The 26,944-nt window shown below is 66.8% G+C and carries 32 protein-coding genes; 18 read left to right on the top strand and 14 right to left on the bottom strand.

Features of this window, described 5'->3' with window-relative positions:
- The first annotated feature begins 29 nt into the window (after positions 1-29).
- Positions 30-1,001 carry an aldo/keto reductase gene (locus tag AB0I14_RS15180; protein ID WP_358022875.1) on the top strand — a complete coding sequence of 324 codons (972 nt, stop codon included), beginning with the start codon at positions 30-32 and terminating at the stop codon, positions 999-1,001.
- Positions 1,002-1,022: 21 nt separating this feature from the next.
- Positions 1,023-1,478, top strand: a complete 456-nt coding sequence (locus tag AB0I14_RS15175) for an SRPBCC family protein (protein WP_358022526.1) — start codon at positions 1,023-1,025, stop codon at positions 1,476-1,478.
- Between the two features lie 10 nt (positions 1,479-1,488).
- Here the strand turns inward: AB0I14_RS15175 and AB0I14_RS15170 are convergent, their stop codons facing one another.
- Positions 1,489-2,955 (bottom strand): HNH endonuclease signature motif containing protein, encoded by a 1,467-nt coding sequence (locus AB0I14_RS15170; RefSeq protein WP_358022523.1) that lies wholly within the window; start codon positions 2,953-2,955, stop codon positions 1,489-1,491.
- Between the two features lie 46 nt (positions 2,956-3,001).
- Positions 3,002-3,271, bottom strand: coding sequence for an FAD-dependent oxidoreductase (locus tag AB0I14_RS15165; protein WP_358022520.1), 270 nt, complete (start codon positions 3,269-3,271; stop codon positions 3,002-3,004).
- A 132-nt stretch (positions 3,272-3,403) separates the two neighbouring features.
- Here AB0I14_RS15165 and AB0I14_RS15160 point away from each other — a divergent pair, with 132 nt between their 5' ends.
- Positions 3,404-3,628 (top strand): hypothetical protein, encoded by a 225-nt coding sequence (locus AB0I14_RS15160; protein ID WP_358022517.1) that lies wholly within the window; start codon positions 3,404-3,406, stop codon positions 3,626-3,628.
- A gap of 65 nt (positions 3,629-3,693) precedes the next feature.
- Here the strand turns inward: AB0I14_RS15160 and AB0I14_RS15155 are convergent, their stop codons facing one another.
- The 4 genes from AB0I14_RS15155 to AB0I14_RS15140 all read right to left on the bottom strand — a co-directional run bounded on the left by AB0I14_RS15155 (position 3,694) and on the right by AB0I14_RS15140 (position 6,541).
- Positions 3,694-4,512, bottom strand: a complete 819-nt coding sequence (locus AB0I14_RS15155; RefSeq protein ID WP_358022514.1) for a class I SAM-dependent methyltransferase — start codon at positions 4,510-4,512, stop codon at positions 3,694-3,696.
- 62 nt (positions 4,513-4,574) lie between these two features.
- Entirely contained in the window at positions 4,575-5,591 is a 1,017-nt protein-coding gene (locus tag AB0I14_RS15150) for an NAD-dependent epimerase/dehydratase family protein (protein WP_358022511.1), read from the bottom strand.
- Positions 5,592-5,593: 2 nt separating this feature from the next.
- Positions 5,594-6,094 carry a nuclear transport factor 2 family protein gene (locus tag AB0I14_RS15145; protein ID WP_358022508.1) on the bottom strand — a complete coding sequence of 167 codons (501 nt, stop codon included), beginning with the start codon at positions 6,092-6,094 and terminating at the stop codon, positions 5,594-5,596.
- A gap of 42 nt (positions 6,095-6,136) precedes the next feature.
- Positions 6,137-6,541, bottom strand: a complete 405-nt coding sequence (locus AB0I14_RS15140; RefSeq protein ID WP_358022505.1) for a hypothetical protein — start codon at positions 6,539-6,541, stop codon at positions 6,137-6,139.
- 35 nt (positions 6,542-6,576) lie between these two features.
- On the opposite strand from AB0I14_RS15140, the gene msrA reads away from it, so the two are divergent.
- Positions 6,577-7,089, top strand: coding sequence for a peptide-methionine (S)-S-oxide reductase MsrA (gene msrA / locus AB0I14_RS15135; protein WP_358022502.1), 513 nt, complete (start codon positions 6,577-6,579; stop codon positions 7,087-7,089).
- A gap of 4 nt (positions 7,090-7,093) precedes the next feature.
- Here msrA and AB0I14_RS15130 read toward each other — a convergent pair whose 3' ends face one another.
- Positions 7,094-8,455 carry a cytochrome P450 gene (locus AB0I14_RS15130; protein WP_358022499.1) on the bottom strand — a complete coding sequence of 454 codons (1,362 nt, stop codon included), beginning with the start codon at positions 8,453-8,455 and terminating at the stop codon, positions 7,094-7,096.
- Positions 8,456-8,547: 92 nt separating this feature from the next.
- Here AB0I14_RS15130 and AB0I14_RS15125 point away from each other — a divergent pair, with 92 nt between their 5' ends.
- On the top strand, positions 8,548-9,132 hold the full coding sequence (locus AB0I14_RS15125) for a TetR/AcrR family transcriptional regulator (protein ID WP_358022496.1): 585 nt from the start codon (positions 8,548-8,550) through the stop codon (positions 9,130-9,132).
- Here the strand turns inward: AB0I14_RS15125 and AB0I14_RS15120 are convergent.
- Positions 9,109-9,678: a TetR family transcriptional regulator gene (locus tag AB0I14_RS15120; RefSeq protein WP_358022493.1), complete on the bottom strand. Its 570-nt coding sequence runs from the start codon at positions 9,676-9,678 to the stop codon at positions 9,109-9,111. The two genes, AB0I14_RS15125 and AB0I14_RS15120, sit on opposite strands and share 24 nt — an antisense overlap.
- Before the next feature lie 54 nt (positions 9,679-9,732).
- Here AB0I14_RS15120 and AB0I14_RS15115 point away from each other — a divergent pair, with 54 nt between their 5' ends.
- A complete protein-coding gene (locus tag AB0I14_RS15115; protein WP_358022490.1) occupies positions 9,733-10,404 on the top strand; it encodes a class I SAM-dependent methyltransferase in 672 nt (223 codons plus the stop codon).
- Here the strand turns inward: AB0I14_RS15115 and AB0I14_RS15110 are convergent.
- The 5 genes from AB0I14_RS15110 to AB0I14_RS15090 all read right to left on the bottom strand — a co-directional run bounded on the left by AB0I14_RS15110 (position 10,401) and on the right by AB0I14_RS15090 (position 14,625).
- On the bottom strand, positions 10,401-11,483 hold the full coding sequence (locus tag AB0I14_RS15110) for a prenyltransferase (protein ID WP_358022487.1): 1,083 nt from the start codon (positions 11,481-11,483) through the stop codon (positions 10,401-10,403). The genes AB0I14_RS15115 and AB0I14_RS15110 overlap by 4 nt on opposite strands.
- A 6-nt stretch (positions 11,484-11,489) precedes the next feature.
- On the bottom strand, positions 11,490-12,212 hold the full coding sequence (locus tag AB0I14_RS15105; RefSeq protein ID WP_358022484.1) for a class I SAM-dependent methyltransferase: 723 nt from the start codon (positions 12,210-12,212) through the stop codon (positions 11,490-11,492).
- On the bottom strand, positions 12,206-13,477 hold the full coding sequence (locus tag AB0I14_RS15100; protein ID WP_358022481.1) for a glycosyltransferase family 4 protein: 1,272 nt from the start codon (positions 13,475-13,477) through the stop codon (positions 12,206-12,208). The genes AB0I14_RS15105 and AB0I14_RS15100 overlap by 7 nt, the downstream gene beginning before the upstream one ends.
- A 130-nt stretch (positions 13,478-13,607) precedes the next feature.
- Complete coding sequence (locus AB0I14_RS15095) at positions 13,608-14,063, bottom strand: PPOX class F420-dependent oxidoreductase (protein ID WP_358022478.1); 456 nt, start codon at positions 14,061-14,063, stop codon at positions 13,608-13,610.
- 25 nt (positions 14,064-14,088) lie between these two features.
- A complete protein-coding gene (locus tag AB0I14_RS15090) occupies positions 14,089-14,625 on the bottom strand; it encodes a hypothetical protein (protein WP_358022475.1) in 537 nt (178 codons plus the stop codon).
- A 123-nt stretch (positions 14,626-14,748) separates the two neighbouring features.
- Between AB0I14_RS15090 and AB0I14_RS15085 the strand changes: the two genes are divergently transcribed.
- The 7 genes from AB0I14_RS15085 to AB0I14_RS15055 all read left to right on the top strand — a co-directional run bounded on the left by AB0I14_RS15085 (position 14,749) and on the right by AB0I14_RS15055 (position 20,285).
- Positions 14,749-15,051 (top strand): hypothetical protein, encoded by a 303-nt coding sequence (locus tag AB0I14_RS15085; RefSeq protein ID WP_358022472.1) that lies wholly within the window; start codon positions 14,749-14,751, stop codon positions 15,049-15,051.
- A 36-nt stretch (positions 15,052-15,087) separates the two neighbouring features.
- Positions 15,088-15,891: a DUF427 domain-containing protein gene (locus AB0I14_RS15080; protein ID WP_358022469.1), complete on the top strand. Its 804-nt coding sequence runs from the start codon at positions 15,088-15,090 to the stop codon at positions 15,889-15,891.
- Positions 15,892-15,967: 76 nt separating this feature from the next.
- Complete coding sequence (locus tag AB0I14_RS15075; RefSeq protein WP_358022466.1) at positions 15,968-17,794, top strand: hypothetical protein; 1,827 nt, start codon at positions 15,968-15,970, stop codon at positions 17,792-17,794.
- Positions 17,791-17,997, top strand: coding sequence for a hypothetical protein (locus AB0I14_RS15070; RefSeq protein ID WP_358022463.1), 207 nt, complete (start codon positions 17,791-17,793; stop codon positions 17,995-17,997). Before AB0I14_RS15075 ends, AB0I14_RS15070 begins: the two co-directional genes overlap by 4 nt.
- The gene (locus AB0I14_RS15065) at positions 17,994-18,425 is read left to right on the top strand and encodes a hypothetical protein (protein WP_358022460.1); all 432 of its coding nucleotides are present in this window, start codon (positions 17,994-17,996) and stop codon (positions 18,423-18,425) included. The genes AB0I14_RS15070 and AB0I14_RS15065 overlap by 4 nt, the downstream gene beginning before the upstream one ends.
- Positions 18,422-19,708 carry a hypothetical protein gene (locus AB0I14_RS15060; protein WP_358022457.1) on the top strand — a complete coding sequence of 429 codons (1,287 nt, stop codon included), beginning with the start codon at positions 18,422-18,424 and terminating at the stop codon, positions 19,706-19,708. Before AB0I14_RS15065 ends, AB0I14_RS15060 begins: the two co-directional genes overlap by 4 nt.
- 10 nt (positions 19,709-19,718) lie before the next feature.
- Complete coding sequence (locus tag AB0I14_RS15055; protein WP_358022454.1) at positions 19,719-20,285, top strand: isochorismatase family protein; 567 nt, start codon at positions 19,719-19,721, stop codon at positions 20,283-20,285.
- Here AB0I14_RS15055 and AB0I14_RS15050 read toward each other — a convergent pair.
- Complete coding sequence (locus tag AB0I14_RS15050; RefSeq protein ID WP_358022451.1) at positions 20,278-21,093, bottom strand: enoyl-CoA hydratase-related protein; 816 nt, start codon at positions 21,091-21,093, stop codon at positions 20,278-20,280. The genes AB0I14_RS15055 and AB0I14_RS15050 overlap by 8 nt on opposite strands.
- Positions 21,094-21,188: 95 nt before the next feature.
- On the opposite strand from AB0I14_RS15050, the gene glgX reads away from it, so the two are divergent.
- The 5 genes from glgX to AB0I14_RS15025 all read left to right on the top strand — a co-directional run bounded on the left by glgX (position 21,189) and on the right by AB0I14_RS15025 (position 26,938).
- Positions 21,189-23,306 carry a glycogen debranching protein GlgX gene (gene glgX, locus AB0I14_RS15045; RefSeq protein ID WP_358022872.1) on the top strand — a complete coding sequence of 706 codons (2,118 nt, stop codon included), beginning with the start codon at positions 21,189-21,191 and terminating at the stop codon, positions 23,304-23,306.
- A 301-nt stretch (positions 23,307-23,607) separates the two neighbouring features.
- A complete protein-coding gene (locus AB0I14_RS15040) occupies positions 23,608-24,090 on the top strand; it encodes a MarR family transcriptional regulator (RefSeq protein WP_358022448.1) in 483 nt (160 codons plus the stop codon).
- Complete coding sequence (locus AB0I14_RS15035; RefSeq protein ID WP_358022445.1) at positions 24,087-24,914, top strand: ATP-binding cassette domain-containing protein; 828 nt, start codon at positions 24,087-24,089, stop codon at positions 24,912-24,914. Before AB0I14_RS15040 ends, AB0I14_RS15035 begins: the two co-directional genes overlap by 4 nt.
- 43 nt (positions 24,915-24,957) lie before the next feature.
- Positions 24,958-25,710: an ABC transporter permease gene (locus AB0I14_RS15030; protein ID WP_358022868.1), complete on the top strand. Its 753-nt coding sequence runs from the start codon at positions 24,958-24,960 to the stop codon at positions 25,708-25,710.
- Positions 25,711-25,780: 70 nt separating this feature from the next.
- Complete coding sequence (locus AB0I14_RS15025; protein ID WP_358022442.1) at positions 25,781-26,938, top strand: acyl-CoA dehydrogenase family protein; 1,158 nt, start codon at positions 25,781-25,783, stop codon at positions 26,936-26,938.
- Positions 26,939-26,944: the final 6 nt, after the last annotated feature.

Below are 26,944 nucleotides of genomic sequence, written 5' to 3'. Positions count from 1 at the left end.
TCCCGGGGCACACTGGAGCGATGGGAACATTGCAGACCGCACGGTTGGGTGACCTCGAAGTGGCGCGGATCGGCCTGGGCACGATGGGTATGTCCTTCGCCTATGGCAGCGCCGGTCGCGACGACGCCGAATCCGTCCGCACCATCCACCGGGCCATCGACCTCGGTGTCACCCTCATCGACACCGCCGAGGTGTACGGCCCGTACGTGAATGAGGAGTTGGTCGGCCGGGCACTGCGGGGCCGACGCGACAAGGTCGTGCTCGCCACCAAATTCGGGATGATCTCCCACACCGGCCGCGACGGGGCGGACAGCAGCCCAGCCAATATCCGCACCGCGGTGGACGGGTCGCTGCAACGCCTGGGCACCGACCATATCGACCTCTACTACCAGCACCGCCTGGACCGCTCCACGCCAATCGAGGAGACCATCGGCGTACTCGCCGAGCTCATCACTGCCGGCAAGATCCGCCATATCGGGTTGTCCGAGGTGGGGGTCGAAACCATCCGGCGTGCCCATGCCGTACATCCGATCGCTGCACTCCAGTCGGAGTACTCGTTGTTCACCCGCGATCCCGAGGACGGAATCCTCGATATCTTGCGCGAGAAAGGTATCGGCTTCGTCGCGTACTCACCGCTCGGACGTGGGTTCCTCACCGGCCAGATCCGATCCGTCGACGACTTGGCCGACGACGACACCCGCCGTGACAACCCTCGGTTTACCGGCGAGAACTTCGCGGTGAATCTGCGCCTGGCCGACGAGGTGCGGGCGATCGCCGAGGCCTCGGGTGTGACGCCGGGACAGGTCGCGCTCGCCTGGTTGCTGTCGCGTGGCCCAGATATCGTGCCGATTCCCGGAACCAGGCGTGTCGAACGACTGGAAGAGAACATCGCGGCGGATGCGGTCACGCTCGGTCCCGACCAGTTGTCCAGGCTCGACAATCTCGCCGCGCCCGCCGGCGACCATCACACCGAGGCTCAGATGCGGATGATCGACCGGTAGCCCGGGTCTACGATCAGGCCCATGACCGCGCCTGTGAAAGCCACCGTGTCGATCGCTGCCGACCCCGCGGCGGTGTATGCACTCATCACCGATCTGCCCACGCTGGCCTCGCTCGCCGAGGAGGCACACGCGATGGAGTGGCAGAAGGGCGATTCGGCCACCCCCGGTTCGGTTTTCAAGGGCCACAACCGCAATGGTTCTAAAGCCTGGAGCACCGTCTGCACGGTTACCGACGCCGAGCCGGGCAAGACATTCGCCTTCGACGTGAAGTCCCTGGTGTTCCCCGTCGCGCACTGGCGCTACGACATCGCCGCCGCCGACGGCGGCTGCACGGTGACCGAGTCCACCTGGGATCGCCGCGCCGGCTGGTTCAAGAAGGTCGCAGGCCTCGCCACCGGGGTCCCGGACCGCGATGGCGCCAATGCCGAGCACATCGAGCTCACCCTGCAGCGGCTGAAGGAACACGCCGAAGGTTGATTGCCCTGCCTCAGAACGGTGGTGGTGGCCCGTATTCTTCGGCGAGCCAGGCTTGGTAGTCGCGTTCGTATGCGAGGTCGTTGTTGAGTTCGGCGCGTAGGTGTCGTTCGTCGGCGATGCGGTCTTGGCGGTCTTGTTCGCGGGTTCGTGTGCGTTTGGGCATCTTCGCGGCGCGATCGGGATGCGGGGCTTGCGGTTCGGGGAGATCCAGTTGCCCGGTGGATTGGCCCAGGGTCGGGAACATGGCGGCGCCGTGGGGTTCGGTCGTGTAGGTGTGTCCGGTGGGGGTGGTGAACTCGACGGCGCCATCCGGTAATTGGCGATCCGTCCAACCGGGGCAGAACGTTTTCACCAAATGGTGTGCCCGGCAATACAATTTGGTGTTCGACGGATGTGTCGGGCCGGTGGGCCAGGGTGCGGTGTGGTCGATATCGCAACGTTCGGCCGGGGCATCACAGCCCGGGAACCGGCACGTCAAATCCCGCCACCGAATGAACTCACTCAACGCCACAGACGGCCGGTACTGCGGCTCAGAGTTCTCTGGCTCAGCGGGCTCGGTCGGATCGCTGGGCTCGCCAGGCTCGGTGGGCATGCGCACGGGTTTGATCTTGGCGGTGGCGGCCAGGTCCCGCACCGACTCGGCGGGCAAGATCCCATGGCCGGCCAGATACCCCGGATCATCGGAGGTGCCGTCCACGGTGGCCCGCTCAGCCAACACGTGAACCATCGCAGCATCGGCGGCGGCCCGCTTCTGTGTGGCCGGGCAATCCTCACGACCACACAGGCACGGCAACTGCGATTCCAACCGAGCCACCGGCCCGATCGCATCGGCGCGGCGCTGCTCACGGGTCCGCGGATCGTGCTCACACACGGTGTCGGCCACCGCATCCAGACGCTGACTCAACGCGACCCCATCGGCAGCGTGGACATTGGCCCACACCGAGGCCATACCCGGGCTGCTCGGTTCGACCTGAACGAACCGCTCCTCATCCACATTCGGCGGCACCCGCACCCCATTCGGATCGAGTTTGGCGATCCACTGATCCACCCGATCCCGCAACTGCCGTTCGGAAAACCGCATCCACCGGTGCGCACGGGCGGCCAGCTCTTCATCCAACCCCGACCACACCGCGGGATCGACGATGCCGGTGCGCGCGATGATCATCCGCACCACCCGATAGTCGATGTCCCCGACCGCGAACCGGGCTGCCACCAGAGGCAGTTTGTCGCGCAACACCCGGGCGTGATGAATCTGCGTGCCGGCCCGGCCCCGACTGATGTTCAACGCCGCTGACACCTCCGCGGCCACCGCTTCGAACGGATCGGTGGTCCAAAAGATCGTCTCGGCCAGCTCCCGTTCCCGGCGAGTGTCGAGTTCGCCGATCGCGGCAAGGCGTCCCGCGATCGCCGCCGACTCCGCCCGCGCCCCGTCGCTGATCCTGTCGATCAGGGCCGCATCGGAATCAGCTTCGAACATACATTCGATTCTACTTCGGCTCGCCGACAAAGGAGCAGATCAGCCGTCAGTGCGGCTTGCGGGTGATGACGTCGGCGACGCGGGCGATCGGCGAGGTCCGGGCCCCGTCCGCCGCCTCCAGCACGGTGATCCGCAGCGACGGGTCGGCCTGGGCGAGGTAGTAGGCGGTCCACAGCCCGGTGTATCCGGCACCGACGATGCACACGTCGGCGTCACGGTCCCCCGGTAGGGCGGGCCGGGGCGTGGGCAGCTCGTCGAACCAGTGGGAGACCTGACCGTTGACGGTGTTGGGCACCGCTGGTTTCTGCCTGAACATACTTCTTTCTGCCACGCGCCGATCAATTTCTGCCACCGGAAATTGTCCGGCTGACCTCTCGGTTTACACAGTCATAACCGGCACAGAAAGCGCCAGAAACGACAGCCGGTCCAGACAGGGAGAAGTTGGGAAATGAAGAAGTTCGGATTCGCCGCCATCGCCGCCAGCGGACTGAGTGCAGCGGTCCTGGGCCTGGCCGCACCGGCCCTGGCCGCTGAGCCCGCTCACGTCGCGGCCCCCAGCAGCGTCACCATCTCCACGGGTGTCGACCGCCTCGATTGGCTCGATCAGCTGCACCCCAAGCCAATGGTTCCCAAGGTGGACAACACCGTTCGCCACAGCGGCGGCGCCCGCTGACGCTGACAGATGAAGAGGGGCAGCCCGGAAAGGGCTGCCCCTCTTCACTGTTCGGTGCCTGAAGGTCAGAACGCGTAGCGGTGATACTGCGCCATGTATCGCAACACCGGGACCGGTTTCATGACGGCCAGCATCATCCGGTAGTACCAGGGCAGCGTGTTGAACATCGGGTCATCGAAGGGCGACATCCGGGCCAGCAGCCGGGTACCCGGCACCGCCCGCAGGATGTCTTCGGGGCCGTTGATGGCCCAGTGGAGTTTGGCCCCGGAACGGCGTACCACGGTATTGCTCCACTGCGATTTGATACCAAGGCTGTTGAACGCGTCGAATTGCAGTTCCCCGGAAGGAAATCCGTCGACGACGCGTCGCAGGAGCGCGACGCCTTCGCGTTCGGTGAGGTACATCGTCAGCCCCTCGCCGAGCATCAGGGTCGGCCGGTCGGCGGGAACATCGCGCAGCCAGGACGGGTCGGTCACCGAGGCGGCGACGACGTGATAGTGCTCGGCTGAGGGATACAGCTGCTCACGCAGGTGCGCGACGTCGGGGTAATCGATGTCGTACCACTCGACGCCGGGGCCGGGCTGGACCCGGAAGAACCGGCCGTCCAGACCGCAGCCCAGATGCAGCACCACAGCCTCGGGATGCACGGCCAGGAATTGGCGTGTCCAGCGGTCGAAGTGGGCGCTGCGGGTGGTCACCGAAGGCGACGTGGCCTCGGTGATCGAGGTGCGGCTCCAGTCGTAGTCGATGCGGTCGGCGATCTCCTTGGCCAGCTGGTCGCCCAGGATCGGGTTGGGCATCCCGGCGTCGAGCGCCTTGGCGTAGAACGTCGCGAGCATGGTCTGCGGCGCCCCGGTGAGGTCGACTTTCAACTTGTCGGTCATATCGCCAGGTTAGGCCGCAATACGCTTGCCGCCCAGTGGCTTAACACCTCTCGGCGTGGTGTTCAGCTGCCGTTGCGGGCCCGTTTGGCCGCGCGCAGGCCCACCCAGAACTTTGCTGCCTCGGCGATCGATTCCTCGACCGGCCTTGGCTGCCAACCGAGTTCGCGCACGGCCTTGGAGTGGTCGAGCTCGGCTTCAGCCCGCATGAGCCGCAGGGATTCCAGCGACAACCGTTCATCGGTACCGCGCAGCTTGCCCTTCAGGGTGCCTGCTGCGGCCAGCGCGTAGGACACCGGCAGCGGGATCGACCGCTGTGGGGGTGCGACGCCGGCGGCCTCGGCGGCCAGCCTGGCCACCTCGGCGTTGCTGATCATCTTCTCCGAGATGAGGTAGCGCTCGCCCGGGGCGCCCCGTTCGGCGGCGAGCAGCATGGCTTTGGCAGCGTCGTCGATGCCGACGGCCTCCAGGTCGATCCCGCTCATCACGAACGGCAGCTTGCCGAACGCGGCTCCGGCGATGATTGCGCCGTGCGGGGTCCGCCCCCAGTCACCGCTTCCGTATGTGGTGGACACGCACATCGCGACGGCGGGTAGCCCTCGTTCGTGCGCGTACTGCAGCACGAGTTCCTCGGCCTGCACGCGCGAGCGCACGTACGGCGTCACCTTTGACACGTCGACGATGTCGGCTTCGGTGGACCGCTTCCCCCGCTTGCGGCCGACGGTGACGTAGCTGCTGGTGTAGACGAACTTGCTCAGTCCGGGGACTTCCACCGCGACGTCGAGCACGTTGCGGGTGCCCTCGACGTTGGTACGGAACAGCGGCGACGGGTCGCGCAACCACCCGCGGGCGTCGACGACGCAGTGGTAGACGACGTCGCAGCCGGTCATCGCCTCGCGCAGGGCCTCGGTGTCGAAGACATCGCCGTGAATCCGCTGCACCGGCAGGTCGTCGATCGAAATGGTGTTCGCGCCTGCCCGCACCATCGCCCGGATCTCGGAACCGTCGTCGGCCGCGACCAGTTGGCGCAACACATGCGAGCCCAGGAATCCGTTGGCCCCGATGACCAGCTTCGCGCTCACCCTCAGCCGCCGAACTTCTTGAGCCACGCCTCGGCCTCTTCGGTCAGCGTGCCGAGTTCGGCGGCCTTGCGGCACCACTTGCGGGCCGCGGAGGCGAACCGCAGCGGGTTGTAGACGTCTTCCTGACGTGACCACAGGCCGTCGCCTGCGTAGGTCAGGATCGAGATGTTGGTGGCGCTGATGATGGTGCCGTCACCGGGGTCGCGCATGGGGTTGTCCAGCTCGCAGATGATGCGCCCGGTGGGCTCGTCGATCACCGACCACAGCGACGGGAATGACGTCATGTAACTGCCGGGGAAGGTGGTCATGGTCTTCCAGATCCAGGGCCGCACCTGCTCGCGGCCCTTCATGGTGCCCACCGCGTGCTCGATGTAGTCGACGTCGACGGTGTAGTGGTCGGCCCACACGTCCCAGTTCTTGGTCTGCGCGGCCCGGTCGACGGTCTGCTCGAACGTTTCAAAGGCAGCGGCGAGTTCATCGCGGCTGAAAGACCTGCTCGTCACCCCAAAACTAGAACACGTTCTATCGACCTTTGTCGAGACCCGTCACTGCGCGGTCAGCACCTGCCGGGAACCCAGCGGAGCCTGCAGGGCCACCTCGGCGGTGCCGTGCACCGCGAGCGCGATACACATCCGGCCGACGGATTCCGGTGGCGTCCCGCCGCGAAGGTCGATCGTGACGGCATCGGCGGTTTCCCGGGTGACCACGTGGATGCCGAAGCAGTCCGGGGTCCCCGCGGTGAAGTTGACCAGCAGGCGTTCCTGGTCACGGCTGAAGGATTCGATCTGGGTCAAGTGGGGGTCGACGATCGCCGGGTTGTCGACGAAGAGGGTCCGCGCGGGATCAGCCGGCACCTCCGGCACTTCGACCGGGGTCGGATCGGCCGCCGCGGTGGGGCAGCCGGCCGGCAGGAGTAAACCGGCGAGCACTGCGGTTACAACTACACGCATGACCACCACGGTAACCACGGAGCACAATGGGGCACATGGGTAACTATTCGACAGCGATCCTGGCGGGCGGCTGCTTCTGGGGTATGCAGGACCTCATCCGCAAGCAGCCCGGCGTGATCTCCACCCGCGTGGGGTACACCGGCGGTCGCAACGACCATCCGACGTATCGGAACCATCCGGGCCATGCGGAGGCCGTCGAGATCGAGTACGACCCGGCGCAAACCGATTTCCGCGCGCTGCTGGAGTTCTTCTTCCAGATCCACGATCCGTCGGCAAAGGATCGGCAGGGCAACGACGTCGGCACGAGCTACCGGTCGGCGATCTTCTACCTCGACGACGACCAGAAGCGCGTTGCGCTGGACACCATCGCCGATGTGGACGCATCGGGATTGTGGCCGGGCAAGGTGGTCACCGAGGTGACCGCGGCGAGTGATTTCTGGGATGCCGAGCCCGAGCACCAGGACTATCTGGTGCACTACCCGAACGGGTACACGTGCCATTTCCCGCGCGCGGGCTGGAAGCTGCCCAGGCGTCAGACCGCCGGATAGCCGGTCAGCCCCCCAGCGGCGTGGCGCGGCGATGCACGACGATGCGCCCGCCCGCCGCAGGGGTGTAGGCCACACCGCGGGAGTGCACTTTCTCGCCCGGTGCGGTGGTGGTCTCGATCACGAAGTGCCGCAACACCGTTCGCAGCACCACATCCATTTCCACGTTCGCGAACACGGCCCCGACGCAGCGCCGGGTGCCGCCGCCGTACGGCAGCCAGCCCAGGCCGGGCCGGCTTCCGACGAATCGCTGCGGATCGAACCGGTCCGGATCGGGGAATTCCTTTTCGGATTCCTGGATCTGCGAGATAGCCACGATGATGGAGTGTCCGCGCGGAATCTCCCACTCCCCCAGCCGGATTGACGGCGCATAGACGTGGCGGCCGGAAAAGTCGATGACGGTGCGGTTGCGCTGCACCTCCAGGATGGTGGCCTGACGGTATTCGTTGCCGTCGGTGGCCGCCTCGGCCTCCAGCTCGGCCAGCACCTGCGGATGGCGGCTGATCCGCTCGAAGGCCCAGCCCAGGGTTGACGCCGTGGTTTCGTGCCCGGCGGCCAGCAGGGTCAGCAGCTCATCGCCGATGTCCTTGCGGGACATGGCCGATCCGTCCTCATACGTGCTACGCAGCAGCAATGCCAGGATGTCGTCGCGCTGGTCGAAGTCCGGGTCGGCTTCGACCTTGTCGATCAACCGACCGATGACGGCGTCATACTGCTGGCGGTATCCGGCCAGCCGGCCCCACGGACTGAACCGGCCGTAGGTGCGCGCCGGGGTGGGCACCACCACCAGCCGCGAGCCCAGGGTGACCCAGGGCGGGATGATGCGGCGCAACTCGTCGAGTTGCTCACCGTCGGCGCCGAAGACCGCGCGCAGGATCACGTTGAGGGTGATCCGCATCATCGGTTCGAGCGTCTCGAACTGTTGTCCCTGCGGCCAGTTCGCCGATTCCCGGAGAGTCTCCTCTTCGAAGATCTGCTCGTAGTTCCTGATGCTCTTGCCGTGGAACGGCGGGGTCAGCAGCTTGCGACGGCGCCGGTGATCGGTGCCGTCGAGGGCGAACACCGATCCGGATCCCAGGATGCGGCTCAAGTTGGGCTGGATGTTGCCGACGTCGTCGGGGTTGGCCGCAAAGAGCTGTTTGGCCAGTTGGGCGTCGGCGACCAACACGGTGGGGCCGAAGATCGGGAGCTTCAGGCTGAAGACATCGCCCTGACGCCGCGCGACCTGTTTCACCACCCAGCGCCTGGCCAGGGCAAAGCCGATGGCCTGCAACGGCTTCGGAAACCGCGCCGGTGGCGGTATCCGGCCCGGCGCGGCGCTCGCAGTGGGGTTATCGGTGGTCTTCTCAGCAGCTACAAGCTCGGTCATACCATCTCCAGCCAATCCTGGTACCGCACAGTACCAATGGTTATGAGGTACGGTACTCCCAGGTACCAGGCAGCGCAAGGGGGTCGGACACGATGACCTACCGGTTGCGCTTGCTCGACGGACTCGCCACGGCGATCAACGACAAGGGTTATCGCGAGACCACGGTCGCCGACATCGTCCGCCACGCCCGCACGTCCAAGCGCACGTTCTACGACCAGTTCGGCACCAAGGAGGACGGCTTCCTCGAGCTGTTGCGCGCCAACAACGCCGCACTCGTCGACCGCATTCAGGGCGCCGTCGACCCCGAGGCGTCGTGGCCGGACCAGATCGGACAGGCCGTGGGCGCCTATGTCGACCACATCGCATCCGCCCCGGCCATCACCCTGAGCTGGATCCGCGAACTGCCCGCACTGGGCAGCAGGGCCCGGCCCCTGCAACGCGAAGCCCTGCGGGAGCTGACCGATCTGCTGATCGAACTCAGCGGCAGCGCGGGCTTCCAACGTGCCGGCCTGCCCCGGCTCACCGAGCCGATGGCCATCATCCTGCTGGGCGGACTACGCGAATTGACCGCGCTGATCGTCGAAGACGGCGGGGACATCCAGGAGATCTACGGACCCGCGGTCGCCGCATCGACGGCGATCATGACCGCGAATTCAGCTCAGCACCAACCGCGCTGACTTCTCCAGCCGCTGCGAGATGGCGGCGTAGGTCTCGTATCCCATGCCGGCCCACACCAGCGTGCCGGTGTAGAGCAACTCCAGCGCTTCGATCACATCGAGGTCCACGTCGGGCCCGAGTGCGGCGACCAGCCGGCCCCGCACGTCGGCGCCGATGCGCTGCCGCAGCGCGTCCACATCGGGATCCTTGCCGAGCAGGGCGTTGGTGACCGCGCCGGCGAACTCCGGTTCGTCGGCCACCAGCGAGGCGATGTGCTGCAGTACCTCGACCACCCGCGTGGCCGGGTCGGCCGATTCGTGCGCGGCCGGCGGCGCAGCGGAAAGCCTGCGCCAGAACACCTCGGCGACAAGGTGTTCTTTCGAGGAGAAGTAGGTGTATGCCGTCGCTGCCCCGACACCGGCCTCGGCGGCCACCCGGCGCACGGTCAGTCCCGCGAATCCGTCCCGGATGATCAGCTGTAATGCGGCCTTGCCCAGCCGCTCGACAGTATCGGCCTGCCGTGCACTCAGACGGCGGCGCGTCGACTCCAGGGCCGTCTCGGACACGTGTCCGGACGCTACTACAACCGCCGTCGGCCAGCAACGGTAGGTTGGGCATTCATGAGCACCGCTGACACCGCCCTGCCGCCGCGCGCCGAGCGCCTGTTCGCCCTTGCCGAGCAGGTCACCGGCTTCATGCCCGCCGACGAGGGCCGCGCCCTCTACGACGCCGGGCTGCGCTACCTCGGCGGCGGGGTCGGCGTCGAGATCGGCACCTACTGCGGTAAGTCGACGGTCATGCTGGGCGCGGCCGCGCAGGAGACCAACTCGGTGCTCTACACCGTCGACCACCACCACGGCTCGGAAGAGCATCAGGTCGGCTGGGAGTACCACGACACCACCATGGTGGATCCCGTCACCGGACTCTTCGACACCCTGCCCACGATGCGTCACACCCTGGACGCTGCCGGCCTGGACGAGCATGTGGTCGCCGTCGTCGGCCGCTCACCCGTGGTGTCCCGCGGCTGGCGAACGCCGTTGCGGCTGCTGTTCATCGACGGTGGACACACCGAAGAGGCGGCGCAGCGGGACTTCGACGGCTGGGCCCGCTGGGTCGAGGTGGGCGGCGCGCTGATCATCCACGACGTGTTCCCCGATCCCGATGACGGCGGCCAGGCGCCGTTCCACATCTACCAGCGCGCGCTGGCGACGGGCGCCTTCGATGAGGTCGTGACGATGGGGTCGATGCGGGTGCTGGAGCGGACCTCGGGCGAGCCGGGACTGCTGGACTAGCGGTCGCCGGCTTGCCGGCCCGCCACGCACTCGCAGTCGTACTCGCCCTCCAGGCCGCGCGGCAGCCCGACGCCACGGAAGATGCCGCTGGCCGCGGTGGTCTGCGACAACGCGTCGGCAGCCAGGATCATAGCCGCGCCGGTCCACGTGGTGCGTTCCTCGGGCCAGCGCTTGCCGTCGGCGAAAACCAGCCCGGTCCAATAGGATCCGTCGTCCTCACGTAGGTGCTGCATGGCCGCGAACTGCTCGCGGGCCCGCCGCGTGTCACCGATCGCGTCCAGGGCCATCACCAGCTCGCAGGTCTCCGCACCGGTGACCCAGGGCCGATGATCGACGCACCGGATGCCCAGTCCGGGCACCACGAAATCGTCCCACCGGTCGTCGATCCGCGCTTGGGCCGCCGCCCCGCGCAGTGCGCCGCCGAGCACCGGGTAGTACCACTCCATCGCATGGGTGTCCTTGGCGGAGAACGCCTCTGGATGAGCGGCGATGGCGTGGCCGAGACGCCCGACTGCGACCTCCCATTCCGGCTGGGGATCGTCGAGATAGTCGGCAAGCGCCAGCCCACACCGGATGCTGTGGTACACGCTGGCGCAACCGGTCAGCAGCGCCTCCTCCACCGCGCCGGACGGGCTTGCAGCCCAGTAGATCTCGCCGCCCGAGGCCTGCAGACCCAGCACGAAATCGAGCGCCCGGGTCACCACCGGCCACATCAACTCGGCGAAAGCGCGGTCCCCGGTGATCAGCACGTGATGCCAGACGCCGGTGGCCACGTAGGCGCAGAAGTTGCTGTCGCTGTTGGCGTCCTCGACGACCCCGTTGCGTAGCTGGATCGGCCAGGAGCCGTCGGCACGCTGCACGGTGCGGCACCAGTCGAAGGCCGCCCGGGCGGGTTCGATCAACCCGGCCACGGTCAGCGCCATGGCGTTCTCCACGTGGTCCCACGGGTCGGTGTGGCCACCGTCGAACCACGGCAGGGCGCCTGAGGATTCCTGGGTCGCGGCGATCGATCGCGCCGTCTGCAGGCAGTCTTCTGGTGTCAAAACTCCGGGCACACCGGGGATCTCAGGCGCAAGCACGGACGCCTACCCGTTGAATTCCGGCTTGTGGAAATAAAGCGCCACACTCTTGCCGATCACCGGGTTCAGCAGCGACTCGGCGGTGCGGGTGAGCCACGGCCGGCCCATCATGTCCCACACCAGCAGCTGGTGGTAGGCCTTGACCGCGGGGTGGTCGTTCTTCTCGGTGCCGACAAGACATTTGAGCCACCAGTACGGCGAGTGCAGCGCATGCTCGTGGTGCGTGTGGGTGAGCGTGAGCCCGTGCGCGAGGACCTTGTCGCGCAGCTCGTCGGCCTTGTAGATGCGGATGTGTCCGCCCTCGTTGGCGTGGTACTCGTCCGACAGCATCCAGCACAGCTTCTCCGGCAGCCAGCGCGGCACCGTGATGGCCAGCGAGCCACCGGGTTTGAGGACACGCACCAGTTCGCCGATGGCCCGCTCGTCCTGCGGGACGTGCTCGAGGATCTCCGAGGCGATGACGCAGTCGAAGCTGGCGTCGGGGTACGGGAGGTCGAGTGCGTCACCCTTGACGGCCTCACCCTTGGCCGACAGCGGAACCTCGCCCTCTTCCCGCATGGCCTGCAGCATCGTGTCGACGTCGTTGAGGTCGGACGCACTCTGGTCGAAGCCGACGACATTGGCCCCGCGCCGATAGGCCTCGAACGTGTGGCGGCCCGCGCCGCAGCCGACGTCGATCACCGTCGTGCCCGGTCCGACACCGAGACGGTCGAAATCGACGGTCAGCATGACGTTTCCTTCATTTCCGCTCCTCGCGTGCGCGGCTTACCCACCCGCTCAAGGGCCATCTCGTACACCGATACCGTCTGTGCGGCAACCGATTCCCAACTGAAGACATCAAGCGCCCGCTGCCGTCCGGCGGCGCCGAGCTTGCGGCGTTCCAACGGCGAGTCGAGCAGTTCACCGAGCACCGCGGTGAGCTCGTCGACATCGGCGGGGCGCACCAACCGGGCGCAGGCACCGTCGTCACCGACCACCTCGGGCAGTGCACCCGCGCGGCTGGCCACGATCGGCGTGCCGCTGGCCATGGCTTCCACGGCGGGCAGCGAGAAGCCCTCGTAGAGCGACGGGATGCAGGCCACCTCGGCGGAGGCCAGCAGCGCGGCGAGTTCCTCATCGCTCAGCCCGCTGGAGCTGTGCACGATGTCGGAAATGCCGAGCTCGGCAATGAGTTTCTCGGTCGGCCCGTTCGGTTCGAGCTTGGACACCAACTGCACGTCGAGGTCGCGCTCCACCCGCAGGCGGGCCACCGCATGCAGCAGGTGGCTGACGCCCTTGAGCGGGACGTCGGCGCTGGCGATCGCGATGATGCGTCCGTTCACCCGGTGCTCGGCAGGCGTGAACAGTTCGGTGTCCACTCCCAGCGGCACGATGTGCAGCTGGCTCGGCGCGACCCCGAAGTCCTCGGCGATGTCGGCAGCCGAGGACGACGAGACGGTGAGCAGCTCGGGAATCCGGCGGGCCACCTTCTTCTGCATCTCGGCAAACCCGTACCAGCGCCGCACCAGAGGTTTGCGCCACCACGTGGCGGCGGCGATCTCGACCACCCGGTCGCGGGTGATCGGGTGATGCACGGTGGCCACGACGGGCAGGCCGAGGCCGGCGATCTTCAGCAGCGCCGAGCCCAGGCTCTGGTTGTCGTGGACGACGTCGAACTCGGCGCGGCGTTCGGCCAGGATCCGGGCGACACGCATGGTGAAGGTCCGGGGCTCCGGGAAGCCCGCGCTCCACATCGTGGCCAGTTCCAGGGCGTCGATGCCGTCGCGGATCTCACTGGGCCGAGGCACCCGGAAGGGGTCCGGTTCGCGGTAGAGATCCAGGCTGGGGACCTTGGTCAGCGTGACCCGCGGGTCCAGGCCCTCGGGGTAGGGCTGGCCGGAGAACACCTCGACGTCGTGGCCGAGTTCGGCGAGCCCGCGGCTCAGATGGCGCACATAGACACCTTGGCCACCGCAGTGAGTCTTGCTCCGGTAGGACAGCAACGCGATACGCATAATCAGATCACCCGACGGCTGGAATCGTGCTGAGCTGGGAATACACGCTCACGCGTCGACTCCGAACCCTCTGGACATGTGTCCAGACTATAGTTTGACCTGCTAGCCAACGCAACGCGTCGGCCAGCGCTCAGGCCGGAGGAAAGCCCCCCGTGGCAACGGGGCCCCACCGCCTGGGCGTGACCCGGATCAGGCACTTGCGCTGATCCACCATCGCCTGGCGGTACTCATCCCAGTCCGGGTGTTCACCCGCGACGGCACGGAAGTACTCGACGAGCGGTTCCACCGCGTCGGGCAGTGCGATCACCTCGGCATCACCGTCAACTTGCACATACGGACCGTTGAACTCGTCGGACAGCACCGTCACGCTGGCCCGGGGCGTGCGCCGGAGGTTGGCTGCCTTCGCCCGCTGCGGGTAACTCGCGATCACGATGCGCCCCTGCTCATCCACCCCGCCGGTGACCGGCGAGGTCTGCAGCGAGCCGTCGGCCCGGAACGTGGTGAGCACCATGTGGTGACGCGGGCGCACGAAGTCCAGGAGTTCGTCGATTCCTACGGTGTCGGCGGTCGCATACTTTCGGGCCATGCCTCGACGGTAGTCAAGTTGTCAGTCAAGGCAATCGGGGCAGCACGAAGGCGAACGGCCGGGGAAAGCCCAACCCGGTCAGTCGCGCGCCGCGCACCGCCGCGACGTCGATCGGCAGCACCTTGCCCGACGACGGTTCGTAGCACTGCAGCACATCGTCATCCACTTCGACGATCAGCACCCAGTGCCGCGGAATGCCGCGCTCACCGAGCAGCATTGCCACCGGCCAACCCTCCGCGACAGCACGACGCACATCCGACAACGTGTCGCGGGCGCCGCGGAAGCGCCGCCACCGGTATCCGACGCCACGTTTCGCACTGTGATCGGACAGGGCTCGGGCCATTCCCACCGGGGTGGTCCCGAGCTGTCGCGGCCAGATCCGGTTGACAGCGGCGTGAATTCGGCCCTGCTCCTCCGCGAACCAGGTGTGCCCGCCCACGTTCAGCAACTCCGCGCGATACGTGTGATCCAGCAGGGCGCCGGCCACCACCGCGACCGTAGGGCCGCAAGTGATCCCGTCACGCTGCCGTAGCCGCAGGGCCGCCAGTCTGCCTGGCTTCACACAGATCCCGTCATCTGACCGATCAATTCCTGCCATCGGAACTAAAGCTTCTGAGCTGCTGGTTTTACCTGACATCTGGCAGCGTATCGAAACGCCGCGAACCCGAGTAGGAGGGACAGTCCCGTGCGAAACAGAATTGGAAAGTCGCGAGTCGTCGCCGCGGCCATAGGTGGGCTGGCAGCTGCTGTCATCGGTTCGGCCGGGCCGGCCGTCGCCCCCGCAACAGCCGCACCCAACGGACCCAGCAACGCCCAGCAGACCATCAAAGAGCTGCAGTCCCAGGGGTACACGGTGATCGTCAACCGCCTGGGTTCGTCACCGCTGGATGAGGCATCCGTCGTGTCCGTGCGACCCGGACCCAATTTCAGCCGCACCGACACCCTGAGCGCCGTCACGCAGCGCACGGTTTACGTCGACGTCAAGTAGCAGACAGCCACTGCCATCGCCGTCGATAATGAGGTGATGGCAGTGAAGATGGCCGACCTGCTGGGCAGCCAGTTGGGTGGCCTGCGATACCAGCCCACTACCAAGCGAATTCGGGTCTGCCTGGGTGGTGAGCCGGTGGCCGACACCGGCGAGGCGGTCCTGGTCTGGGAACCGCGCCGGGTGGTCCCGACGTATGCGGTGCCGCGTTCGGCTTTGACGGCACAACTGGTCCCGGCCGGCGGGGACGTGGGCGATGACGAGATCCCCGGCTTCCTGGATCCGTCGGTGCCGTTCACCGCCCACACCTGCCCGGGCACAGCGTTCGACGTCATCGCCGGCGACGAAACCGGTGCCGCCGCGGCCTTTGCGCCCGACGACGCGGACCTGGCCGACTACCTGATCCTGGATTTCTCGACTTTCGAATGGCGGGAGGAAGACGAGGCGATCGTCGCGCACCCGCACGACCCGTTCCACCGGATCGACATCCGGCGCAGCCGACGACGCATCCGCGTCGAACTCGACGGGCGGGTGCTGGCCGAATCCGCCGATCCCATGCTGTTATTCGAGACCGGGCTCCCCACCCGCTACTACCTACCTCGCGAAGACGTCACCACCAGGCTCGTCGTGAGCAACACCGTCACGTATTGCGCGTACAAGGGCCGGGCCACGTACTACTCCGTGCCCGGTGGGGCGACCGATCTGGCCTGGGCCTATCACGAACCGCTGAGCGACGCGGTGCCGGTGGGCGACCGCATCTGCTTCTTCGACGAGCACGTCGATGTGTTCGTCGACGGCGAGCGGGTGGATCGTCCGGTCACGCCGTGGAGCCGACGGAGCTAACCGAACGCCTGTTTGCGGCCACCCGGTTCTGGCAACATCTGTCACCGACACCACTGTCAGTTGACCGGAGGTCATGATGAGCTCATCGGACATCACGCTCACCGCGGCCACCGGGACAGAGGGCGGTGGCGCCGCGCTCGATCAGGTGGTCGGCATGTCGGTGGTCGCCCTCATCGTCACCGTCGCCCTACTGTGGATCGGGTACCTGCACCGCAACCGGCGCATCACCTGGCTGAACGATTTCGCCGAATGGTTGGGCCGCAAATTCCACCGGCCGCCGTGGGTGGCGTTGCAGGTGTTCCTGTTCACCGCGACCATCATCTGCGCGCTGTTCGGATTCATCTGGGATGTCAGCCTGCACATCGGCAAGGGCCGGGATCCGGGCCCCCTGGCCAACCCCGCGCACTATTTCATCCTGTTCGGGCTGTTCCTGCTGTTCATCGCCGGCTCGATGGCCATCGTGCTGCCCTACGACAAGCCCGGCCCGGCGGCCATCCGCATCACCCGCAGTTGGTACGCCCCGGTGGGTGGTGTGCTGATGGCGCTGTGCGGCCTCTATGCGCTCATCGGTTTCCCGCTCGACGACATCTGGCACCGGATCTTCGGCCAGGACGTCACCCTCTGGGGTCCAACGCATTTGATGCTCATCGGCGGCGCCGGGCTGTCACTGATCGCCGTGCTGCTGCTCGAGCATGAGGGCCGGGTGGCAATGGGCCCGGACGCAGGTGAGGACAGCAAGTTCAACAAGTTCCTCTACTTCCTGTCCTTCGGCGGTCTGTTCATCGGCCTGTCGGTGTTCCAGATCGAATACGACTTCGGCGTCGAGCAGTTCCGGTTGGTGTTGCAGCCGATGATGATCGCCGCCGCGGCGGCCTTCGCCGCGGTCGCGGCGCGCCTGGTCCTCGGCCCCGGCGCCGCGCTGATCGCCGCCGGGTTCGCGATCGCGTTGCGCGGTGCCGTGGCCTTCATCGTCGGCCCGGTACTGGGAGCGCCGACCAGTTGGTTCGCCCTGTACCTCGGGCCGGCACTGGTGGTCGAACTCATCGCACTGACCCCGATTGTCAAACGCCCCATCCTGTTCGGCGCAGTGGCCGGGCTCGGTGTGGCCACCGTCGGGCTCTGGCTGGAGTCGTTGTGGATCGGCGCGGTCTACCACTATCCGTGGCCGACCAGCATGTGGGGCGAGGCGCTGGCCATGGCGATCCCGGTCGCCGTCGCGATGGGCCTGTGTGGCGCATTGCTGGCCCTGGTACTCACCGGACAGCGGCTGCCCCGGCCCGCGGTGGGAATCTCCATCGTGGTGGCCACCGTCCTCGTGATCGGTGGCGCCGTGGCCAACGGGCTGCGTACCGAGGTCCCGGAAAATGCCCAAGCCACAATCACTTTGACGGATCTTCCGGCCCACAACGGGCAGCGCATGGCCTCGGCCGATGTGCGGATCAGCCCGGCCGACCTGGTCAGCGACAACCCGGAGTGGGTGTCGATCCTGGCGTGGCAGGGCGGCCTGGCCAACGATCGCGGCCTGATGATCAACCCGTTGGAGAAGGTGGGCCCGGGGCATTACCGCTCGACGCAGCCCATCCCGGTGTCCGGAAAGTGGAAGACACTGCTGCGCCTGCAGGACGGAACCACCATGGCCGGTGTGCCGATCTTCCTGCCCGCCGACCCGGGTATCGGGGCCCCCGAAACTCCGGCGCTGACCTCGAGCAGCCGGGAGTTCGTGCAGGAGATCACGATTCTGCAGCGTGAACGCAATCTCGATCACCCGTCCTGGCTGTACAACGCGGCGTCGCTGGTGGTGCTGGTGTGCACGCTGATCCTGATCGCCGGGCTGACCTGGGGTGCGGGCCGGATCAACGCCCGGGAGCTGGCCGCGGGCCGTGAACCCGCCGGGCTCACATGACGTATCAGGCCGACCACACACTGCTGCTTGCCTTGCCCGCCTTCGCTCCGGCCCTGGTCGTGGTCGGCGTCGTGGTGTACGTCGCCATGCGCGACCGCCGCGGCGAGCCGCGAGACGACGACAGCGGCGAGCCGCGAGACGACGACAGCGGCGACGTTCAAGATGAAGGTACGGACTCCTCAGGCGAAGATGGTTCACCGTGATCAACCTCAAAAGCAGTGTCATCGTCCTGGCGTCCGCCCTCGCCCTGGTGACGGCCGGTTGCGGCAGTTCCGGCGAGTCTCAGAAGACCGACGGTTCGGCCACTCCCTCGGCAACCACTGTCAGTCCGTCGGACATGACCAACCAGCAGCAGGCGCCCGCCCGGCTGCTTATCGACGTCACCATCAAGGCCGGCCAGGTCACCCCGACCAACGAGCAGCGCAACGGCAAGGTCGGCGAGCCGATCGTGGTGCGGGTCAACAGCGACGCCGCCGATGAATTGCACGTGCACTCGAATCCCGAACACAGCTTCAAGATCGAGGCACGTAACGGTCAGCAGTTCCAGTTCACCGTCGACGTGCCCGGCACCGTCGACATCGAGCTGCACCACCTGAATCGCACGATCGCCAGCGTGCAAGTGCAGCAGTGACGCCTGGGGCGACCGCGGTACTGGCCCACGGTCTGGGCGGTTCGACCGACCTCCCGATCCCCTACACGTATGCGCTGATCGGTGCGGCGTGGACTTTGACGTTCACCTTTGCGGTGGTGGCGCTGGCCTGGCGTCGGCCCCGGTTCGATCCGGACAAGCCAGGTCTGCGGCTGCCGTCCTGGGTGACGACGGCGGTGGACTCCCCCGTAACCCGTTGGGGTGTGGGCCTGCTCGCGCTCGCGTTCACCGGGTGGGTGGCGTACACCGCGTTCGTCCGGCCGCCGGGTGCCAATCCGCTGCCGGGTGTCTTCTACGTCCTGCTGTGGGTGGGGTTGGTCGCCGCCTCAGTGCTGTTCGGCCCGGTGTGGCGGCTGATCTCTCCGGTCCGAACGTTGTTACGGTTCCGGCCAGGGCCGGGCCGGTGGCGCTATCCCGAACGGCTCGGTTACTGGCCCGCCGCCGCCGGACTCTTCGCGTTCGTGTGGTTGGAGCTGGCCAGTCCGGACCCGGGATCTGTTGTGGCCATTCGTAACTGGCTGCTGATCTACATGGTGGCGACGCTCGCCGGCGCGTGGTGTTGCGGGCAGCGCTGGCTGGAAAGCGCCGACCCGTTCGAGGTGTACAGCACGGTCGTCTCGAAGCTCTCGCCGCTGCGCCGCCACGACGGCCGGATCGTGATCGGCAACCCGTTCGATCACCTGCCCTCGCTGGCGGTGCGGCCGGGGCTGGTCGCCGTGCTGGCGGTGTTGTTGGGATCCACTGCGTTCGACAGCTTCTCGGCAATGCCGCAGTGGCGCAACTTCGTCGACGCGCATTCGGGCTCACCGCTGGGCTCCAGCCTGATCCGCACCGCGGGCCTGCTGGTGTTCGCCTCCACCGTGGCGATCACGTTCTGGGCAGCCACCCGCACCACCGGCGGGGTCGATCGCCGCCTGCGACGGGAATTGCCCGGGCTGATGGCACATTCGCTGATCCCGATCGTCATCGGCTACGTGTTCGCCCACTACCTCTCCTATCTGGTCGAGCGCGGCCAGCAGACGGTGATCCTGCTCTTCGGGCTCCACGATGTGCAGGTCAGCTATTTTCTGTCCACTCACCCGACGCTCCTGGCCAGCCTCAAGGTCGGGTTCGTCCTCGCCGGTCATGTGGCCGGCGTGATCGCCGCGCACGACCGGGCCCTGCGCCTGCTGCCGAAGCAGCATCAGCTCACCGGCCAACTCGCCACCATGCTGGTGATGGTCGGCTACACCTTCACCGGGCTGTATCTGCTGTTCGGCGGGTAACGTCGGGACCATGACGTCCAGGCAGACCCGGGCACTCATCGTCGTCGACGTGCAGAACGATTTCTGTGAGGGCGGCTCGCTGGCGGTCGCCGGCGGTTCAGCGGTGGCGCGGGGCATCAGCGCGCTGCTGGCCACCGATCACGGGTACGGCCATGTGGTGGCCACCAAGGATTTCCACATCGACCCGGGTGAGCATTTCTCCGACACCCCTGACTACCGGACGTCGTGGCCGCGGCACTGCGTGGCCGGTACCCCGGGTGCGGCGTTCCATCCTGATCTCGACGCGACCACGGTGGAGGCGGTGTTCGAGAAGGGGCACCATTCGGCGGCCTACAGCGGGTTCGAAGGAGTCGACGCTTCCGGGACACCGTTGGCGGACTGGCTGGCCGAGCGCGGCGTCGAAGCGGTCGACGTGGTGGGCATCGCCACCGACTACTGCGTCGCGGCCACCGCCGCCGACGCGGTGAAGGCGGGGCTGCACACCCGCGTGCTCACCGGCCTGACGGCCGGCGTCGCGCCGGAGAGCAGTACTGCGGCGTTGACCGAATTGCGTTCTGCCGGGGTGGAAATCACCTAGTCGGGTCGACGGGCCGGCCGGTCCAGCGCGGGTTCCGACGCTCGACGTAGGCACGCACGCCTTCGCGCGCGTCGTCGTGCGCCATCAACTGCAAGTGTATCTGGGTCTCCCGGGCGCCGACTCCCGCGCGGTCGAGGTCGTAGGAATCCCACAGCAGCCGCTTGCTGGCCGCGACCGACATCGGCGCGGTGTTGACCGCGATGTCGTGTGCGAGTTCCAGTGCGGCGGGTAGAACCTGCTCGGCCGGGAGAACGCGGCTGCCCAGGCCGAGTTCGACGGCGCGATGTCCGTCGAATGTGGCTCCGGCCAACAGGATCTCCGCCGCATTCGCCAGGCCCACCAGCCGGGGCAACACCCAGTGCGAGTAGGCGTCGCCGACCATGCCGCGCCGGGCCTGCACCACGCCGTACCGGGCATCGGCGGCGAAAAGCCGGATGTCGCACTGCAAAGCCAGGGTCAGCCCGATACCGATGGCGTGTCCGTTGACCGCCGCGATCACCGGCTTGTCCAGGGTCCACGCCGGTACGGCCAGGCCGGCGGCGCTGAACTCCTGCCCCGGTCCGGTGAACGTCTGCTCCCCCGCGCCGAGATCCGCACCGGCGCAGAACGCAGGCGGAGTGCCGGTCAGCACGATCACCCGGACCGCGTCGGCGGCGTCGCAACGCAGGTAGGCGTCGGCCAGCTCCTCGCGCATCCCACCGCCGAAGGCGTTGCGCTGCTGCGGACGGTCCAACGTGATGATCGCGACCGAATTGTCGAGGGTGACCCGCACCGTCCGGTACTCCGGCACGTCAGCGCTGATGGTCACGCCTGACTGTACCGCCGAACATTCACCCGGCCGCGGGTCCCCGAGCGCCGTAAGGTCGATTTGTGACCTCCACGGAGCAAGCTGACCGAAGTGGGCTGGAAACGTGGCGGGGCAAGCCCTACCCGCTCGGCGCGACCTATGACGGCTCGGGCACCAATTTCGCGTTGTTCAGCGAAGTGGCCGACCGGGTCGAACTGTGTCTGTTCGATCCGGACGAGTCCGGGGCGCTGCGCGAGACGCGGGTGACGCTGCCCGAGGTCGACGGATTCGTCTGGCACGGTTTCATTCCCGGGATCGAGCCCGGCCAGCGCTACGGCTACCGGGTGCACGGCCCCTACGATCCGGCGTCCGGGCAGCGCTGCAACCCGAACAAGCTCGTGCTCGATCCCTACGCCAAGGCGATCGAAGGTGCCTTCGACTGGGGTCAGCCCCTCTTCTCCTACAATTTCGACGATCCGGACAGCCGCAATGACGACGATTCGGCGGCCAACATGCCGAAAGCGGTGGTGATCAATCCGTATTTCGACTGGGGCGTCGACCACCCGCCCAGTCACGAGTATGCCGACACGGTCATCTACGAAGCTCACGTCAAGGGCCTCACCCAGACCCACCCGGACATCCCCGAACAGCTACGCGGAACCTATGCGGCCGTCGCGCACCCGGTAATCATCGAGCATCTGAAAGCGCTGCGGGTCAATGCGATCGAGCTGATGCCGGTGCACCATTTCGTGGATGATTCCACGCTCGTCGACAAGGGTTTGTCGAATTACTGGGGGTACAACACGATCGGGTTCCTGGCGCCCGACCCGCGCTACAGTTCCGCCGGCACCCCCGGCGGTCACGTCCAGGAGTTCAAGGCCATGGTGCGCGAACTGCACGCCAACGACATCGAAGTGATCCTCGATGTCGTCTACAACCACACGGCCGAGGGCAACCATCTGGGGCCGACGCTGTCGATGCGCGGTATCGACAATGCCGCCTACTACCGGCTGGTCGACGACGACAAGCGGTATTACATGGACTACACCGGTACCGGCAACAGTCTGAACGTCGGTCATCCCCACTCGTTGCAGCTGATCATGGACTCGCTGCGTTACTGGGTCACCGAGATGCATGTCGACGGGTTCCGCTTCGACCTGGCTGCCACGCTGGCCCGAGAGTTCTATGACGTGGACCGGCTGAGCGCGTTTTTCGAACTGGTGCAACAGGATCCGATCGTCAGCCAGGTCAAGCTGATCGCCGAACCGTGGGACGTCGGGCCCGGCGGCTACCAGGTGGGCAACTTCCCGCCGCAGTGGACGGAGTGGAACGGCAAGTTCCGCGACACCGTGCGCGACTATTGGCGGGGCGAACCGGCCACCCTCGACGAGTTCGCCTACCGGCTGACCGGTTCTGCTGATCTGTACGAGCAGACCGGCCGGCGCCCGTTCGCCTCCATCAACTTCGTCACCGCGCATGACGGCTTCACGCTGCGTGACCTGGTGTCCTACAACGAAAAACACAATCAGGCCAACGGCGAGGACAACCGCGACGGGGAGAGCAACAACAAGTCGTGGAACTGCGGAGCCGAAGGTCCGTCGGAGGATCCGGAGATCAACACGCTGCGCGCCCGTCAGCAGCGCAACTTCCTGGCCACCCTGCTGCTCTCCCAGGGTGTTCCGATGGTCTCGCACGGCGATGAGTTGGGCCGCACCCAGCGCGGGAACAACAACGTCTACTGCCAGGACAACGAAATCTCCTGGATTGACTGGGCCACAGCCGATCTTGACCTGATCGAGTTCACCCGCTCGGTGTCGGCACTGCGCGCCGCACATCCGGTGTTCCGGCGCCGCAGGTTCTTCGACGGCCGGCCGGTACGCGAGGCGGGCACCGCCGGATTGCCCGACATCGCCTGGTTCGCACCCGATGGCTCCGACATGACGGCCGAGGATTGGGAGACCGGGTATGCCAAGTCGGTGGCCGTGTATCTGAACGGGCAGGGCATCGCCGATCCGGATGTCCGGGGTCAGCGCGTGGTCGACGATTCGTTCCTGCTGTGTTTCAACGCGCACTATGAGCCGATCGAGTTCGCGTTACCACCGGCACAATTCGGTGCCCGCTGGCGTCCGGCGATCAGCACCTCGGCAAACTCCACACGCGATGCGGCCGCAGCCGGCAACACCGTCCGTGTGGATGCGCGCGCCGTCCTGGTGCTGCAGGCCGAATCAGATTGAGCGTCAATTCAAAGCGTTGCTCATCGGTCGGATGTCCCTGCCCTAACCAGGAAGTCTGGTACCTTGAACATGTAGCAGCCGTGGCCGCCTAAGTAGACGTCGAGCGCTTGTTTGATGTCACCGGCCGGGCGGGCTGGGGGGTACGAGCCGAAGAGCGGCGGCAACTACCCTGCGGCCACGGCTGCGGCGTCTCAGCGGGTTTGCCGCATGCCCTTCCCAGCCTAAAAAGGCTGATTCATTCACCATTCACCCACCGGTCGCGCACCGTGCAATACCTCTGTTACAGAGGTATTGTGTCGGCGTGGAAACACATCGAGATCTCGTCGGCGAGTTGTTCACCGTCGTCGGCCGGTTCCGCAGGCAACTGCGCCGGTCTACGGGCGGCGGATTCGACATCGGAGCCGCCGCGGCGGCGACATCGGGTTCGGCAGGGCTGACCCAGTCGCAGGGCGAACTGTTACGCCTCGTCGGCCGGCGACCCGACATCTCGGTGCGGGAAGCGGCGGCGGAACTCAGCCTGGTGCCCAACTCCGCGTCCACGCTGGTGTCACGCCTGGTCACCGACGGGCTGCTCAGCCGAACCGCCGACGACTCGGATCGACGAGTGGTCCGATTGCGGCTCACCCCGCCCGCACAGGCGATCGCCGACGAGTCCCGCGCGGCGCGCCGCGCCGCGCTGGCGGCTGTGCTGGCACAACTCGACGACGGCCAGATCAAAGACCTGGCAAACGGATTGGACGTGATGACCGAACTGACCCGGCTCCTGCACGAGGACGAAAAATGAGCGCTCCGGCCATCGACTGCCGGCACCTGACCCATCGTTACGGCACCTTCACGGCGGTCGATGACCTCACCCTGCAGGTGCATCGCGGCGAGACCCTGGGCCTGCTCGGCCCCAACGGCGCGGGCAAGACCACGGCGGTGCGGGTGCTGACCACCCTGACGCCGGTGCAGGAGGGCGAGGTCCGGATCTTCGGTCTCGACGCGGACCGGCACACCATGGACATCAGGCACAACATCGGCTATGTCCCACAACAACTCTCGATCGAAGCAGCGCTGACGGGCCGACAGAACGTCGAGTTGTTCGCGCGTCTTTACGACGTGCCACGGGCCGAACGCACCGATCGGGTGAACCAGGCGTTGGAGTCGATGCAACTGCTCGACGTCGCCGACGCCGTGGCGGGCACGTACTCCGGAGGCATGGTGCGCCGCCTCGAGCTGGCCCAGGCACTCGTCAACCGTCCGCTGCTGCTGATCCTCGACGAGCCAACGGTCGGGCTGGATCCCATCGCCCGCGACAGCGTCTGGGCACAGGTCGGCCGGATGCAGGCCGAGTTCGGGATGACGGTGCTGCTCACCACGCACTACATGGGCGAGGCCGACGCCCTGTGCGACCGGGTGGCCCTGATGCATCACGGCCGGTTGCAGGCGGTCGGTACGCCGGCAGAGTTGAAGGCCAGAGTCTCGACGGCCGAGGCTTCCGCGGACGCCACTCTCGAGGACGTCTTCCGCCACTACGCCGGGTCGGACCTGGCCGATGCCGGGCATCAACCCGGCGGCATGCGTGAGGTTCGCGCGACCCGCAGGACGGCCCGCCGTGTCAGCTGAAGCTCTGGTCCTGGCCCCGCGCGGGATGCGCCGGGTCCGCGCGATGGCGCTGCGAATGTCGGCATTCGCCCTGGTCGAACTGCAGAAGCTGCGCCACGACCGCACCGAGTTGTTCACCCGCATGGTGCAGCCCGCGCTGTGGTTGTTGATCTTCGGCCAGACCTTCAGCCGGCTGCACCTCGTCGACACCGGCGGCGTGCCCTACCTGGCCTTTCTGGCGCCCGGCATCATCGCCCAGTCGGCGCTGTTCATCTCGATCTTCTACGGCATCCAGATCATCTGGGACCGCGACGCGGGCATCCTGGCCAAGCTCATGGTGACCCCCGCGCCGGCATCGGCACTGGTGGCGGGCAAGGCATTCGCGGCCGGGGTGCGCTCGGTGGTGCAGGTGGTCGGAGTGGTGGCGCTGGCCTATCTGATGGGCATCGCGATGACGGTCAATCCGCTGCGCATCCTGGGCGCGATGGCCGTGGTGGCGCTCGGTGCGGCATTCTTCGCCTGCCTGTCGATGACGCTGGCCGGGTTGGTGCGCAAGCGGGACCGTCTGATGGGCATCGGCCAGGCGATCACCATGCCGTTGTTCTTCGCGTCCAACGCGCTGTATCCCGTCGACATCATGCCGACCTGGCTGCGCTGGTTGTCCACGGTCAACCCCCTCAGCTACGAGGTCAACGCGCTGCGCGGGCTGCTGATCGGCACCCCGACCAACTGGGCACTCGACATCAGCGTGCTGGTCGCGGCCGCAGTGCTCGGCGTCGCGGTCGCCTCGTTGTTGTTGCGCCGGCTGGTCCGCTAGACAGACCCTGGCGTCCCCAACCAACCGGGTGGTTTAGTGTGCAGTCAGATCCACCGACAGGGAGACGGTCATGCAACTGGCGCTCACACCGGAGGAAGCAGCTTTCCGCGATGAGCTGCGCACCTTCTATACGACGAAGATCCCCGCCGAGCTTCGCGAACAGAATCGGCTCGGGTTGCCCCTCGGCAAAGAGGGGATCGTCACTGCGCACAAGATCCTGCACGAGCACGGGCTGGCGGTCCCCAACTGGCCGGTCGAGTGGGGCGGCAAGGACTGGACGCCCAATCAGATGCAGATCTGGCTCGACGAGATGCAACTGGCCAGCGTCCCCGAGCCCCTGACGTTCAACGCCAGGATGGTCGGCCCGGTAATCGCCGAATTCGGCTCCCAGGAGATCAAAGAACGCTTCCTTCCCCCCACCGCCGCGCTGGACATCTGGTGGTGCCAAGGATTTTCTGAGCCGGAGGCCGGCTCGGACCTGGCCTCGTTGCGCACCACCGCGATACGCGACGGGGACACCTACGTGGTCAATGGTCAGAAGACCTGGACCACGCTGGGCCAGCACGCCGACTGGATCTTCTGCCTGGTCCGCACGGACCCGCAGGCGCCCAAGAAGCAGGCCGGCATCTCGTTCCTGCTGATGGACATGAACACCCCCGGCATCACGCTCCGCCCGATCAAGCTGATCGACGGCAGCGTCGAGGTCAACGAGGTGTTTTTCTCCGATGTCCGCGTGCCCGCCGACCAGCTCGTCGGCGAGGAGAACCAGGGCTGGACCTACGCGAAGTTCCTGCTCGGCAACGAGCGCACCGGGATCGCCCAGGTGGCCCGGACCAAGGTGCGTCTCGCCGAGGTGAAGGAACGCGCCGCGGCCAATGGTCTGCTGGCCGATCCGCTGTTCGCCGCGCGTCTGGCCGAGGCCGAAAACGACGTGCTGGCACTGGAGGTCACCCAGATGCGGGTGACCTCCGATTCGGCCGACGGCAAGCCCAGCCCGGCCTCGTCGGTGTTGAAGCTGCGCGGCAGCCAGCTGCAGCAGACCGCCACCGAACTGCTCGTCGAGGTCGCCGGCGCCGACGCGCTGCCGTATGAGGCCGGCGACATCGCCTCGCCGGAATGGGCCCAGCACGCCGCCCCGCATTACCTCAACTACCGCAAGACCTCGATCTACGGCGGTAGCAACGAGGTGCAGCGCACCATCATCGCGTCCACCATTCTCGGATTGTGAGTTGAG

Source organism: Mycobacterium sp. NPDC050441 (assembly GCF_040655355.1).
GTDB lineage: Bacteria > Actinomycetota > Actinomycetes > Mycobacteriales > Mycobacteriaceae > Mycobacterium.
This window is presented reverse-complemented; position numbering and strand designations above follow the sequence as displayed.